This window comes from Oceanobacillus sp. FSL W7-1309, assembly GCF_038002145.1.
In the GTDB taxonomy this organism is placed as follows: Bacteria; Bacillota; Bacilli; order Bacillales; family Amphibacillaceae; genus Oceanobacillus; species Oceanobacillus profundus.
This window is the reverse complement of the sequence record NZ_JBBOBX010000001.1, coordinates 1,278,370-1,293,421: the sequence shown is the minus strand read 5'-3', so window position 1 is coordinate 1,293,421 and position 15,052 is coordinate 1,278,370. Positions and strand designations below refer to the sequence as shown.

Sequence of the window (15,052 nt, the reverse complement as noted above, 5' to 3'; positions counted from 1 at the left end):
TTCGAGGTGCTTTTTGTGAGTGCGGTAGGTTCTAAATAGGAAAAATTAAATGAAATAAGTTTGTGGACTAAAGGGGATTTTTTTAGAAATCACACCCTTCGTTTAGTCATGGATTTATTTCAATACCTATGAAGATACCTACCATACTTTATAAAGCGTGTAATAGTAGGAGCTAGCTATACTTTTTTAGATAGCTTATTTCCATGTATTTGCATATTACACATGCCTTGTAAATGTAAAGAAAGCTGCGGTATCTCCGCAGCTTTTTTGTGTTTATTTTTTATTATGTAAAGCTTCATTGAAATCTAATGGGTAGGTATCTTCATGTATGATAAAAATAAGTCATAGTGAGGAGCATGGAAAGTGAATAAGGTGACTTTTGAAAAACTGCAATATAACGAGTTAAAAGATATAATTAAATCTTATTGTGTAAGTGGATTAGGGAAGAAAATGTTAGATAAGTTGAGACCAAGCTCAGATATGAAAGTAGTTAAAAATCGTTTAAATGAAACGACTGAGGCACGGGCAATATTAGATGCAGTAGACCATGTGCCATTTTTCGGGGTTTCGAATATTGAGCATATCCTTCAAAATCTCGAAAAGGGCATGATTCTTGATCCGAGCGAATTGGTTAGTGTATCGGATTTCTTAAAAGGCTGCAGGAAAATTAAAAAGTTTATGCTGGATAAAGCATTTTTTGCACCAGTAATCGCGTCGTATGCGAATTCAATGTCCGAGTTCAAAAATGTGGAAGAAGAGGTTGATTATTCAATCAAAGGAAATCGTGTAGATTCCGCTGCAAGTAAAGAATTAAGACGAATACGAAGAAGTATTGAATCAGTCGAAGAGAAAATTAAAGAGCGCTTAAATAAGTTTTTAAATAGCAGTACCAATAAAAAGTATATTCAAGAAACCTTTATTAGTAAGAAAGGCGATCGATATACAATACCAATTAAAGCTTCCTATAAAAATCAAGTACCAGGGACAATTATTGAAGTTTCTTCTAAAGGATCAACGGTCTTTATAGAACCGAACACAGTGACAAAATTAAACGGAGAACTCGCAAGCCTGCAAGCTGAAGAAGCAATCGAGGAATATCAAATATTAGCTGCTTTATCAGGAATGATCTTAGAGAACATGTATGAGATCAAGATTAATCTCGAACTTATCAGCCAATATGATATGGTATTTGCAAAAGCAAAATTCAGCAAACATATTGGTGGAGTAGAGCCCAGATTAAATGATTATGGGTATATCAAATTAGTTCATTGCAAACACCCACTTTTATCAGGAGAAGTTGTACCGCTTGATTTTGAAATCGGAGAAAATTATCGTAGCTTAATTGTTACCGGACCAAATGCTGGCGGGAAAACGATTGTCCTCAAAACAATAGGATTATTAACTTTGGCGACGATGTCAGGCTTTCACATTAACGCAGATAAGCAAACGGAAATTTCGGTTTTTGAAAACATCTTCGTAGATATTGGTGACAACCAAAGTATAGAAAATGCACTAAGTACATTTTCATCTCATATGAAAAACCTATCGGAAATAATGATGGGATCCAATAATCATACACTTTTACTATTTGATGAAATCGGAAGTGGTACGGAACCGAATGAAGGAGCGGCACTTGCAATTTCTATTTTAGAAGAGTTTTATCATATGGGTTGTATCACGGTTGCGACAACACACTATGGAGAAATTAAACGCTTTTCGGAAATGCATCATGACTTTATGAATGCAGCAATGCAATTTAATAGTGAAACATTGGAACCAAAGTATAAGTTAATGATAGGTAAATCAGGGGAAAGTAATGCCCTTTGGATTTCTAAAAAAATGAATATACGAGAAAGTGTCCTGCAAAGAGCGAAAGACTATATGGAAAATAAAGACTATCGTTTAGAAAGTGTAGTTGAAAGTAAGAAAAGGAAGCCAAAGATTGATAAAGAGACAACCACAGAGAAGTATGAATATAAAAAAGGGGATCGTGTAAATTTATTGGACCATGATGACTTTGGAATTGTATATGAAGGGATAGACAATTTCTATAATGTTGTCGTGTTCTACAAAGGGGAATTTATGAAAGTAAATGTGAAGCGCCTCTCCTTAGAGCTGCAGGCGCAGGAATTATATCCAGTAGGATATGATTTAGAAACATTGTTTATCGATTACAATACGCGAAAAATGCAGCATGATATAGAGCGTGGTTCGAAAAAGGCACTTCGCAAAATCCAAAAAGAAATACGACAGAACAGGGAGTAATTTAAAATGAATCGTATGATTAGACAAGAACTTCCAAAAGATTATAGAACGACAGAAGAAGTTGTAAAACAAGCATTTTTAAATGAACAATATAGTGACGGGAAAGAACATCAACTTGTAAATCGAATTAGAAAATCAAAGGCATTTATTCCTGAGCTTTCATTAGTCGCAATAGATGAAGACAAGGAGATGATTGGTCACATTCTGTTATCAAAAATTTCTATTGTATATAATGATCAATCGGTGGAATCTTTAGCACTTGCTCCCATGTCTGTGGTACCTCAGTATCAGAAAAAAGGAATCGGAAGCCAATTAATTCAGGAAGCGTTAAAGAAAGCAAAAGCGCTTGGTTATCATTCAGTTATTGTATTAGGTCATAAAGACTACTATCCAAAGTTTGGATTTAAACAAGCACAATTATGGAATATAAAAGCGCCATTCGAAGTACCTGAAGAAGCATTTATGGCTTTAGAACTAACGGAAGATTCTCTTGAAACGGTTCAAGGTGTCGTTCATTATCCGAAAGCATTTTCTGAGTAAATGATCATAGAGTCAGATTCTAAATCTACAATAGTTTAGAATCTGGCTTTAAACAAGGATTGACAATCAATCGACATTAATATCCTCGTCCCAATAGGATTGATTAGACTTGTTAAGATTCTTGGTTAACAGTTCAACCAAGAATTGAAAAGGAAAGAATTGGAGAATCAGAAGCTGTCATTCGATATAGATACGGATTTTCCTTTTTATTGAGTTATTTGTATTTCAACTATGTATCTATCAAATTTCTTTTTCAACAGAACAATATGCCCCCCCCCGCCGCTAAGACACCATTCTCGAAATTAACGCACCATCTCCCGCTACTAAGACACCAATCCCCAAAATTAACGCACTATCCCCCGTCGCTAAGACACCATACCCAAAATTAACGCACCATCCCCCGTCGCTAGGACACCATACCCAAAACTAACGCACCATCTCCCGCTACTAAGACACCATCCCCAAAATTAACGCACCATCTCCCGCTACTAAGACACCATTCCCAAAATTAACGCACCATCTCCCGCTACTAAGACACCATCCCCAAAATTAACGCACCATTCCCCGTCGCTAAGACACCATTCCCAAAATTAACGCACCATCCCCCGCTGCAAAGACACCACTCTCAAAATCAGCTCCTACCTTTACATCTATATTTCAATTCTATTAAAGCCTACAGAAGAAATACCCTGCTATGCGTATTCTATATTAATTACACATAGGAGGCATTACAATGAAATACTTAACACTAATCACACTAGTAACTTTAGGATTAATCTTATTTACGAACGAAGTACATGCAAGCAGTCAGTATACGGTGCAATCAGGAGATGTTTTATCCGAGATTTCAAGGAATCATAATGTAAGTGTGGATTCATTGCTTGAATTTAACACTTTTCTTTCAGACCCAGATATCATTTATGCGGGTCAGACGCTTACCATTCCAGATGCAAAGGGAGAGACGTTTACAGTAACTGCTTATACAGCAGGCTATGAATCTACTGGAAAAGAACATGGAGATCCAGGATATGGTATTACAGCATCCGGTACGGAAGTGCAGGAGGGTCAAACAATCGCCTGTCCAGATTCATTATCATTCGGAACCAAGTTGTATATTCCTTATTTTGATAAAACATTTACATGTGAAGATAGAGGAAGTGCTGTTACAGAAGGTCGATTGGATGTATATATGGAAGATTTAGATGAAGCATTAGAGTTTGGCGTTAAAGATTTACAAGTACACTATTAGATTAACAGTTGGGGAGAAGTAGACTTTTCCATTTAGTGATGGTGAACATTTCTTAATTTAAAAAATGCATCATTTAGGAGTTGGAATTAAGCTGACTTGGCTTCATAAGCCTCGTCAACTTTTTTATGTTAAAAAGGGCAGGGGAATGACAACAATTGCCTGAGCTGGCATCAGAATCTGTTGGAAATGCTTGATGAACGAATGTTTACAGCTATCCAATTGAACCAGTGCTGCCCATACCCTTTTTAATCCTTGCTCCATATCCGTGTGTTGAGATTCAAGTCATTAATGATACGGAAGAATAATATCAAATCATCATAAACAAGTTTAGACTGCTTTTCCATTGAGTCAAAAATACTCGGTTCGAAATAGTCTTTTTTATTGTATAAAAATAAACTGATAAATCGTTTTTTAAAAGCTATATCAATTGGGTTTCGATTTCTTTTTCGAAATGCAACTAAATCTTCCATTAAGTTGGGTGAAAGAATGTAGCGTGCTTCGAATTCACTTGTCGTTCGTACTTTAAAGTACTTATTGAATTCATCATTTTCCATTTTAATCGTAATTAATTTCTTTCCGCTCAGCATACGGTGGAAATGGTGCCTGAAATAACGCTTTAGATGCTGGAAACTAAAAAGCTTTCTATCACGTAAGATGGTATGCCCTTTAAAATGTTTATGGAAGTCTGCAAGATACAGGACGCCTTGATATCTTGTTTTTAACTTCGTATTTGATCTTCCTCTATAGTCCCTTACTTGTTTGAAGAGCTTTAGTTCAGAGAAATAGAAATCAGTAGAGCCTATTTTACCCTTTATTAAATCTTCACCAGATACGCGATCAATCCGATTTAAATAGAATAAGCCAGATTCACCAATTAAGAGATTATTAATTTTACCTTGGCTGAAGTATCCCCATTTCATCTCATAATTATGGTTATCCTCTGGCAGGTTAGCAGTTTCAAATAACGCTTTTAACAGATTCCTTACTACTTTGCGTTTAAAGGCCGTACGAAACGTTCCTAGTGTTTTAAAGAAACTAACAATACTTGTTATCGTTCCGAAGAAAAAAATAAAAGCAGCCAGCCATTGGATACCTGCGTTAGGAATAGAGAGGCCAAAAATAGCAGGGATGATAATACTAGCAAAAAGGAAAATCCAGCCAAATATGTACTTTAGTAACGTTTTGAATCTGATTTTATTCATTTCATTTATATCATCTTTTAATAGATAAGAGATTTCATCATAGCTAGAAAACATGTGGTTAACCCCTTAGAATTTTGGCTATATCAACATCTTGCTTTTTGCTGTTATCAATGTGCAATAGCTCTCTTTTTTCTAGTTTCATGAAGAATTTAAATAGATTTGTAGGAAACTGCTGCAACATGGTATTGAATTTCGCAACCCTTGCGTTAAAGGTTCTTCTCGATGCAGCCAGCCTTTCTTCCAGTTCATTAATACTTTTCTGTAAGTGCAGATAATTTTCATTTGCCTTTAATTCCGGATAATTTTCGACTTGAACTTGTAAACCACTTACAAGTCTTGATAGTTCATTTGACGTTTTTACTTTTTCATTCTCATTTTGGTTGTCAAATTGACTGCGGAGCTTCGTTACTTCCGTATGGACTTCTTTTTCATGTTTCGTATAAGCGGCAATCGTCTCTGCTATTCTTGTGAGGGAGTCAAAACGCTGTGCTAACGTAATATCAATATGTTTAAAGGATTCTTCTATACTGTTTTTTAAGGAAATAAAACGGTTATAGGTAAATAGTGCCCATAATAAAACAAGAACGGCAATAGCTGTGCCTATCATCCACGGTTCAATGTTCAAGAAATTTCAGCTCCTTTTTTACTATTTACAACTATTATATAGTTATCGTTTTGTACTATCCAGTTACTTTTGATTCATATCTAACACAAGATAAGTATCTCATTGCACAGTATGATGATTGACAAAGGGAGAGTAGCAAATCCTGTCAAAGTTCTTGATGTGAAAGAGAAAATAGGCAAAGGTAGTAAGGGATGTGTCGCTGATTCCGATGTGTAATATAATGAGAAAGTTTGTTGTAGGTTTACTAGCCTGTACTCTACTTCTAGGTGTAAACATCAGTTTTACAAATAGTGTAGAAGCTGCGACAGGAGATCCGGATAGGCAAGAAAAAGAAGGAATGGTCACCTACGATGTATATGAAATCAATTATTATTTCACACCAAGTAAAACTAAAGAAATCGTTCAAAATTATGAAGACAGGGATAACACAGCAAACCAAGTTATGAGATATATTGCAAGTGCCCATCCAGTTGTAGGTTTTATGCTTTTGGCTGAGAGCATTTCATCTGCTAATATGATAAAAACTTTCCAAGATGCTGAAGCACAAGGTAAAGGAGTTAGAACAAAATATGAATATTGGAACGGAAACACTTCTCAATCTGTTTATAAAATTAAAAATAAAAGTGTTACAGTTGAGTAAGATAATATAGAAGGGAAGTGGATTAGATGGAATCAAAATTTAAATTTAAACTAAAACAAATTATCATACTTTTGTTTTTTGTCGCAATAGCAGTAACTTTTAGAATTACGTTAGGGTTCTCACCTCTAGTAGATAATCTTGTTATGATTTTCTTTATCTTATTAGGGTGTTGGTTCACTTGCCAAAATTATAAAAAAAAAGAGACAGAGACTAAACGTCACGGAATTGAATGAAAAAATAAGTGTGCTATACAGCATACTTATTTTTTTATTTCAAAAGGTATTCATTACTGTTTAATAAAGCCTTAACATGGTCCTTTACTTCATCCGTTGCTTTTTCATAATCAAAATAGTCTCCAAGGAGTACCCTGAATTATAAGCTCCTCCGATTAATCTGCAACGGTGAATACTTTGATAGGTCTATGAAGGAAAGGTTGAGAATATCCCGTTTATTCCTGTCTGATTCAGGGGACACAACTTATAAATGCTGATAGAAGGATGTGAACCAAATGAAGGCCGTAACATTTCAAGGTGAAAAAGCGATGGAAACAAAAAATGTTGATGACCCGAAAATTCAGGAAAACAGTGATATGATCGTACGAATTACCGCGAGCGGCATCTGCGGATCAGATCTTCACTTATATCATGGCGGAATTGTCCCGAAAGAGGATTACGTCGTTGGTCATGAGCCGATGGGTATTGTTGAGGAAGTTGGTTCAGATGTGAAAAACCTCAAAAAAGGTGACCGTGTCGTAATTCCTTTTAATATTGGGTGTGGAGAATGCTTCTTCTGTAATAATCAGATGGAGAGTCAATGCGATAATTCCAATCCACATGGTGAGCCTGGTGGTTTATTCGGATTCGCTGAAGATTTCGGTAATCACCCTGGTGGTCAGGCAGAGTATTTACGTGTTCCGTATGCGGATTTTACGTCATTTAAGGTTCCGAAAAAAAGTGAATTGGATGATGAACAGGTATTATTCTTATCGGACGTCATCCCGACTGCGTATTGGAGCGTGGAGCATGGGGGCGTCAAAGAAGGGGACACGGTAATAATTTTAGGGAGTGGTCCAATCGGGCTCATGGCTCAAAAATTCGCTTGGCTGAAAGGCGCAAAGCGTGTTATTACCGTCGACCAGGTAGAGCACCGACTAGACCATGCGAAGAAAACGAATAATGTGGAAACGTATAACTTTAAAGAAAACGAAAACATCGGCGAACTTTTGCATGAAGAAACAAAAGGTGGAGCAGACGTTGTGATTGATTGTGTTGGGATGGATGGTACAGTCCCGCCAAACACAGAATTCGGATCAAAAGGCGATAATCAATTCGGAACCATCAGTCCAATCATTACCGCATCGCAAGCTGTACGGAAGTTCGGAACGGTCCAAATAACCGGTGTTTATGGTACAGAGGCAAATGGCTTCCCACTAGGCGACTTTTTCACTCGAAATGTTTCATTGAAAATGGGACAAGCTCCTGTGATTAACATTATGCCAAAACTGTATGACATGATTGAGAATAAAGAGTTTGATCCAACAGATATTATTACACATCGCGTTAATTTGGATGATGCTGCAATAGCTTATGATATTTTTGATAAGAAAGAGGATGAATCCATTAAGGTGATTTTCAAGCCGTAGAAAATTGGTAAAACTTCTACAAGAGCAAGTTCAAATAAGTCCACGGTGGCGATACCCCGCCCCGTGGACTTATTTTATTAAGTGTAACAAAACAATACTCTAAAAGATTAATCTGCAATCGTCCGACTTAAGGATTTTAATGTTATTTTTATTGAAACATTCACATGAACTTGCTTAAATCAGGATAACCACTAACAGCCCATGCGCCATCAACAATCAGGCTTGCACCATTAACGTATGAGGCGTCATCGCTTACTAAGAATAATGCAGGGCCTGCCATTTCATCTGGGTCAGCAGCACGCCTCATAGGTATGCGCTCCATATACGCCTCATTGATCGCCGCAACATCCGTTAAGCCACTTGTTAATGGAGTTGACACTAGCCCTGGGAGAATTGCGTTGACTCGTATGTTATGCTGTGCTAATTCTAATGCTGCATTCTTCGTTAACATTTCAACCCCAGCCTTAGCGGATGAATATGCTGCACCATAGAACATTGGTACATGTGCATTTAAAGAGGCTACATTTACAATTGCACCTCCACCATGCTCTTTCATGTATTTAGCTTGATGTTTTAAAGATAAAAATACACCTTTTAAGCATAAATCTACAGTGAAGTTCCAGTCTTCTTCGCTTTGGTCAACAATTGCACCGGCTTTGGATGCGCCTGCCACATTAAACGCGTAATCTAACCCACCAAATGCTTCAACCGTCTTCTTCACTAATGCTTCAATATCGCCCTCTTTTGTCACATTGGTTACACAACCGATTACATTACCTTTATGGGACTCTTCTAACTCTGTTAGTTTTTCTTGATTTAAATCTGCAATTGCTACCTTAACGCCTTTTTCTACTAATCGTTGTACTATTGCTAAGCCAATACCGGATGCTCCACCTGTTACAATTGCTACTTTACTCTCTGTTTTTGTCATGGTTCTTTCCTCCTAAAAAGGTTTAAACGCTTACAATAATTGTATCACTTTGACTAGGTAAAACAAATTAGAGCCTTGACATAGGAGTAAAAAAGATCATATTTTGACAAGGCTGTTCAAAATATGATCTTACTCTATTCCTATTACCGAACAACAATAGATATCATCACCATAATATATACATTCACCACGAACAAGCAGCTTATCAGAAAAGTTACCACTATCGATGCCTTTTTGTAAATCGATAATAATATTAATCCTACTAATAATAGAGCTAGGAAAAAGAAATAAACGATATCTAGGTTGATCGTCAAGCCGACGGTGCTGCTGGAATCAATGATGCCGCCATGAAATAACTGGAATAAAGGTGATATTGCATCATCCGTTAAATAATTTCCGTGAGGAGGGGATTGCTGGGTGAAAAAAGCTGTCATCGCAAAAATGACAAATAAAACAATACCCTCTAAACGAATCCAAGGAATTGGATTAAACGCAGCATCTTTTGACAGGAAATATTTCACAACCAAGCCGTTTAATAAGGCATAGAAAACGAGTGGAATCAAGAATAGGTGTTTGATTAATAATCCTTGTCCATACGAAACCATCCATGAATCTGTATACCCATCGACCATGACATCCATCAGTAGGATCCCGCTAAGTCCTGTAGCAACTAAACAGCCGATAGCGACCTTGGAAAACCAGCTTAAAAATGTAAGCCAATTATCATGGTTGGTTGCAAACCAGCCGACAACAAGTACAACACCAACCCAAATGCTGATCGCAGCTAGATGGACAAAGTGGCCGGTAATTCCCTTGAATGGCTCCATAGCGCCTGCATGGCTTGACCAAGCAATGGTTAACATGAGTCCGAATGTTAATGCCAATACGATAGAAGTAGAAATACGATTTCCCATAGACCGCATTAATACAATTATGAGTACTAATAAAATAGAACCAATAAGGGTAAAGTTCCACGCGTTTCCAACCGTATAGGTTAGTAAAACGACTTTTAATGCTTCACCAAACCCTAGCCGTGGGGCGATAAATAAGGTAGTATCAAGAACCGGAATGAAAGCAAAAATCGGTACCATGATGGAGCTGATCAAAAAGTAATACGGTGCGATTTTTATGTCCGGACGATAGGTGCTTGGAATAAGCAAAAGCAGAAAACCTCCTGCTAAAACCGCAAAGCATACATATAATAGCACCTGACTAATCATTACGAGTATGTCCATTTACTATCTCTTTCTTTTCATAAATAAGATGTAGCCAACGATTGCAAGAATAGCTAAACCAACAATGACCATAATCATGGTGGAAGATGATTCTTCGCCTTCATCTATTTGTTCAGCGGATTCTGTTGCTGAATCATCTTGGGTCGTTTCTGTTTCCGCTTGTTCTTCGGGTTCTTCATCTTCAACTGTTTCTGTTTCAGCCTGTTCTTCCTCTTCCACAGCTTCAGGAACCTCGGCATCAACGGTAAATGTGAATTCACCTTCTAGTGGGTGACCATCTGCACTAATAATACTCCAATTTACTTGATATTCATCATTTGCAAGCGGCTCAGCAACCGTACCTGTTAATGTACCTTCACCGATCTCGATATCTTGTACTTCCACAGCTTCACCTGCTGTCGTTGTTACCTCTATAAAACTGCCTTGTTCAATTCCACCATCAAATTCAAGCACAATTTCTTCCAATGGCTCTGTTACAACATCGCCATCTGCTGGATTCGATCCTTGAATATGTGAGTGAGCAAACGCGCTAGTAGAAAAGCACGTTACGAGTATGACTACTATTGCCGCGCTAAATATTCGTTTCATTAACATAATTCCTCCCTTACATGTCTCAGTAACTACTTCTAAAATAGGATGCGAGTTACCTGTGTATATTATAAATCCAATGCTAAATCTTGCATAATACCTCGAAGGAGTGATTTTAACGGAAATTTGCTATAAAAGGGTGATTAAATGATAAAATATAGACACATTTTATATTTAGAAATGCGGTGAAGATATGAAGTATAACCAAATTAAATGGCTTATTTTATTTTTGCCAACGATTACAATCGCCCTTTGGGAGTATGTTCGGCATGAATTTCTCCTTTCATACATTTCCATGGACATGGGGAACTTTCTTTCTCCTATATTAGTCTTTATTGTCACGCTTGTCTTTTTGCGGCATTTATTTTCCATTTTAGAAAAAATGCAAGAAGAGTTAAGAGCGGCAAGGGCTAAGAAAGCAGCGCTTATCGAGAGGGAGAAGCTCGCAAGGGAGCTACATGACGGCATTGCCCAATCACTATTTCTATTGTCCGTTAAAATGAATAAGTTTGGCAGAAAGAATGATCTGGAGCAGGATGCTGATTTTCAAAAAATAAAGCAAACCTTACAGCATGTCCACGAGGATACACGTCAGGCGATTACAAACCTGAAATATGTACCAAATGAGGATACGTTTAGCTGGACAGAAACGATCTACCAGTATGTAACGGAGCTGAAACAACAGCATTTTATGGATGTTCAGCTGGAATGGGGAATTCCAGAAGATGCATTGTCATCGAAAGAGAAGGTAGAGCTGTTCGCCTGTGTAAAAGAAGCTGTGATGAATGTTATTAAACACGCAAAAACAAATGAGGTATGGATTGTAGCAAAGGAAATAGAAAATGGATGGATATGCCAAATTAAGGATCGGGGAATAGGATTCACAAACGATACGATTCAAGATAGTACAGGCTATGGACTTCAGATTATTCAAGATAGAACGATAGATATGGAATGGGAATTTTCGATTAATAAAATTGAGAATGAAACGATCCTGGAAATAAAAAAGGAGGGAAACTAAATGCAACCTTTTCGAATCGTAATCGTGGATGATCACGCGCATGCAAGAGAAGCCATCCGGGAAATTTTAGAGGAGCACGAAGATCTTCTTATTGTAGGAGAAGGGAAGAATGGCGAGGAAGCGATAAAGCTTACGGAAGAATTAATGCCTGACATTATTCTGATGGACATTCAAATGCCGGTGATGGATGGGCTAGAGGCGACGAAACGTATCAAGCTTCAATTCCCTTACGTCAAGATTGTGATGATTACCGTTTCGGATGATATCACCGATTTGTTTGATGCATTAAAACAAGGAGCACAGGGCTATTTATTAAAAAATATCCAGTCGGAAGCATGGGTCGATCATTTAAGAGCCTTTGCCGTAGATGAAGTCCCAATGTCTAAAGAAATAGCCTTTCAAATTCTTAAGGAATTTCCACAAAGTAAAGCAGTTACAAAGGAGAATACGCCTTTATCTACAAGGGAGTTAGAAGTGCTGCAATTGGTCGCGAAAGGGATGTCCAATCGGGAAATTTCAGATACCCTGTTTATTTCAGAGCATACGGTGAAAAGTCATCTGAAAAACATTTTGAGTAAGCTGCATTTAGATAATCGGGTGCAGCTGACGAGTTATGCGTTTCAGAAAGGGCTGATGGATTAATGGGAGATTCCTTCTGTGGGTCTGGCAATGACTGGACTAATAAGCAAGAACGAGCACAATGTCCTTATTCTGGATTTGTGCTCGATTCTTGAACAAGACAAAGGATTTCAATAGCCATCTGATATTTTTTTAAAACCATCCATGCTGCTGGACCAATACGCTATCAGGAAAAGGAATAGATAAATAAAAAAGTCATAAATAGTTGACCATCCTTTTGGGTTATAAAAATCAATCATTTCAAAAAAGTTCATGCCTATGAAAGCTCCAAGAGCACTAAATATAGCTCCTTTTAAAAGGGGATTAGCTTTTGGCTTAATTTGCAGTGTAAACATAATGGCAACAGGAGCTAAAGAAAAATGGTAGGGGAGAAATAACAATGGGCCTATAGGTGAGAATATCATTGGGTAAGACCAAAGCCCGCTCGATAAGGCAATAAGGTCAATCATTAAGGATAAAATGATGGTGATAAATCCCCCCATAAGAAGTCTGCCTGTACTTTGCCTGTTTCTAAATAAAACCCATATAAACCAAGGAATAATAAATAGTCCAATCCCAAACCACCATTGCCATGTAAACATAAAGGCGTTAATCACTGTTTCGGACATCAATCTATCCGCATCTATTAGCTGTTCATTGATCCTCTCAACTTGTTTTATACCTTCTTTAAATGTCATTCATGAACCGCCTCCATTTATACCGAACATTATTGATGTGCTTTATGAGTATCTTTTGTAATTTATTTACGTTTTATGTGTATAAAGATTTATAACGGTTTCTATACTTACGCTGATTGATTGTAATTTCAAACGATCCTTTTATACTTTCCATATCAACAAATAAAGGGTGAAAACGTGACATTTGAAGAATTTTTACCGTGGAGAGAAGATTACTCGCGAAGGTTGGCCAGACACAGAGTTATATGTGAAATTAGTTGGCGAAAGTGAAGTAGAAAAGGAGAAAAAGAGATCTAGCCCTAAATTAAAAACCCATGCAGCAATCTGTACATGGGTTTTGTGCTACTATAAAAACATTATCATAGACAATATAAACATAAATATTACACCGGATAGGATTGGAACGGAGGTTCTCTTAATAATATTAATTGGATCGACTTTCAGGGTTGCTGCAATAATTAATACTACAGCAGCGACTGGAGAAACCGATCGAAACAAGTTTCCGGCTAGTCCCATAGGAATACTAACTGCGATTGGATTAATTCCAGCGGCTTCGGCTAAAGGAACCATCAGTGGTATCATTGCAAAGAATAAAGCAATGCCACTTCCACTTAGTATTACAATTAATGCGGTAAATCCGACCAGAACCAATGGTAATACATAATCAAAGCCTTGTCCTTGGATGTTTTCCATTGATGCTTGCAGTGTGTCAATCAGCCCAATAGACTGCAAACCTGCAACAAATACTGAAGCAGCTACTAAGAGAACCACAACTGAAATCATACTGCCCATACCTGTAAAGAATTTTTCCGTATTGGATAACACATCTTTACTATTTTTATTACGAATAAGCTCACAAATGATTGCTAAGATAAATGAGATTAATACTGCAATTTCAACACTAATTGAAACAGATATCTGGGTTGTGAGGTCTAATATAAATGATACCAATAAAATAATAATTGGAAAAACTGGCAAGATAGCATAGACGGTTTTAAATAATATACTGCCTTCTATTTCCTTGAAATCTTCTAATTTAACCTCTTTAGCAGATTCTGTAATCTCAGCTTTTTTATCCATTCTCTTTTGCCAGAAGTAGTGAACGATCGCCATGAATAATATGGTTGGCAATGAAACAATGGCATGGTAGCTAAAAACATATTGTGTAACCGTTAAATCACTAAATGCTGCATATTTCGCTAACTCCTCTGCAATTGCCACATTATCACTTCCAAGTGGAGTAGGAATGATTGTTGCAGAAGTAGCTATAACTGCTGCTATACTAAGAGTAGACATGCCTGCATTTTTCATTACCGGATAAAGTGTGGCTAATAATAAGATAGCTAGTGTAGAAGCACTCGGTATAACCAAGGATAAAACGTTACCTAATAAAAATATAATAGGAACTAGCAGATAGACAGATTTTATTTTGCTAACTGGTTTTGTTAACATTTGAACGGTTAAATCGTTAGCTCCGATTGATGACATATAGGCTGTATATCCACCTAGTATTAAAATAATTAGCCCTGCTGAGGACAATGTTGACTTGAATTGCTGCACAACAACTTGCAAAGGGTCTAAGAGTGCAGATCCGGTCGGGGTAAAGTCACTAAATACAATCTCGTTACCCATTACGATACTAATTAATAGTAAAATGATACCCATAAGAAATAAGGGGATTTTAATGTCCATTTTCTTAATAAGCATATAAACAATTACTGCAACCGCTAACAAAGCTGAGCTATACATGATAAGGTTGTCCAACATCGATGATTCCTCCCTGAAAAATGGATAAATG

14 protein-coding genes are annotated in these 15,052 nt (G+C 37.1%); 7 read left to right on the top strand and 7 right to left on the bottom strand.

Translation table 11 applies throughout. From position 1 onward, the window contains the following. Positions 1-363: 363 nt before the first annotated feature. The 3 genes from NST46_RS05900 (at position 364) to NST46_RS05890 (ending at position 4,054) form a co-directional block, all read left to right on the top strand. Positions 364-2,265 carry an endonuclease MutS2 gene (locus NST46_RS05900; RefSeq protein WP_341136891.1) on the top strand — a complete coding sequence of 634 codons (1,902 nt, stop codon included), beginning with the start codon at positions 364-366 and terminating at the stop codon, positions 2,263-2,265. A gap of 6 nt (positions 2,266-2,271) precedes the next feature. Further along, a complete protein-coding gene (locus tag NST46_RS05895) occupies positions 2,272-2,805 on the top strand; it encodes a GNAT family N-acetyltransferase (protein ID WP_341136890.1) in 534 nt (177 codons plus the stop codon). 733 nt (positions 2,806-3,538) lie between these two features. Next, a complete protein-coding gene (locus tag NST46_RS05890; protein WP_118888272.1) occupies positions 3,539-4,054 on the top strand; it encodes a LysM peptidoglycan-binding domain-containing protein in 516 nt (171 codons plus the stop codon). Between the two features lie 245 nt (positions 4,055-4,299). Here NST46_RS05890 and NST46_RS05885 read toward each other — a convergent pair whose 3' ends face one another. Further along, positions 4,300-5,310 carry a DUF3137 domain-containing protein gene (locus tag NST46_RS05885; protein WP_341136889.1) on the bottom strand — a complete coding sequence of 337 codons (1,011 nt, stop codon included), beginning with the start codon at positions 5,308-5,310 and terminating at the stop codon, positions 4,300-4,302. 4 nt (positions 5,311-5,314) lie between these two features. Next, a complete protein-coding gene (locus NST46_RS05880; protein WP_095310255.1) occupies positions 5,315-5,881 on the bottom strand; it encodes a LemA family protein in 567 nt (188 codons plus the stop codon). A gap of 220 nt (positions 5,882-6,101) precedes the next feature. Here NST46_RS05880 and NST46_RS05875 point away from each other — a divergent pair, with 220 nt between their 5' ends. Next, positions 6,102-6,521, top strand: coding sequence for a hypothetical protein (locus NST46_RS05875; protein ID WP_251659889.1), 420 nt, complete (start codon positions 6,102-6,104; stop codon positions 6,519-6,521). A gap of 508 nt (positions 6,522-7,029) precedes the next feature. Then, positions 7,030-8,163, top strand: coding sequence for a zinc-dependent alcohol dehydrogenase (locus NST46_RS05870; RefSeq protein ID WP_341136888.1), 1,134 nt, complete (start codon positions 7,030-7,032; stop codon positions 8,161-8,163). Between the two features lie 160 nt (positions 8,164-8,323). On the opposite strand, the gene NST46_RS05865 is transcribed toward NST46_RS05870, so the two are convergent. From NST46_RS05865 to NST46_RS05855, 3 genes are all read right to left on the bottom strand, one after another. After that, positions 8,324-9,094, bottom strand: coding sequence for an SDR family NAD(P)-dependent oxidoreductase (locus NST46_RS05865; RefSeq protein WP_303447059.1), 771 nt, complete (start codon positions 9,092-9,094; stop codon positions 8,324-8,326). 143 nt (positions 9,095-9,237) lie between these two features. Then, positions 9,238-10,329: a copper resistance D family protein gene (locus NST46_RS05860; protein WP_095310260.1), complete on the bottom strand. Its 1,092-nt coding sequence runs from the start codon at positions 10,327-10,329 to the stop codon at positions 9,238-9,240. 3 nt (positions 10,330-10,332) lie between these two features. After that, complete coding sequence (locus NST46_RS05855; RefSeq protein ID WP_158586180.1) at positions 10,333-10,917, bottom strand: copper resistance protein CopC; 585 nt, start codon at positions 10,915-10,917, stop codon at positions 10,333-10,335. 193 nt (positions 10,918-11,110) lie between these two features. On the opposite strand from NST46_RS05855, the gene NST46_RS05850 reads away from it, so the two are divergent. Both NST46_RS05850 and NST46_RS05845 read left to right on the top strand, forming a co-directional pair. Then, the gene (locus NST46_RS05850) at positions 11,111-11,938 is read left to right on the top strand and encodes a sensor histidine kinase (RefSeq protein ID WP_095310264.1); all 828 of its coding nucleotides are present in this window, start codon (positions 11,111-11,113) and stop codon (positions 11,936-11,938) included. After that, complete coding sequence (locus NST46_RS05845) at positions 11,939-12,580, top strand: response regulator (protein WP_251659893.1); 642 nt, start codon at positions 11,939-11,941, stop codon at positions 12,578-12,580. 107 nt (positions 12,581-12,687) lie between these two features. On the opposite strand, the gene NST46_RS05840 is transcribed toward NST46_RS05845, so the two are convergent. Both NST46_RS05840 and dcuC read right to left on the bottom strand, forming a co-directional pair. Next, a complete protein-coding gene (locus NST46_RS05840; RefSeq protein WP_118888276.1) occupies positions 12,688-13,254 on the bottom strand; it encodes a CBO0543 family protein in 567 nt (188 codons plus the stop codon). A gap of 345 nt (positions 13,255-13,599) precedes the next feature. After that, entirely contained in the window at positions 13,600-15,021 is a 1,422-nt protein-coding gene (gene dcuC / locus NST46_RS05835) for a C4-dicarboxylate transporter DcuC (RefSeq protein WP_095310268.1), read from the bottom strand. Positions 15,022-15,052: the final 31 nt, after the last annotated feature.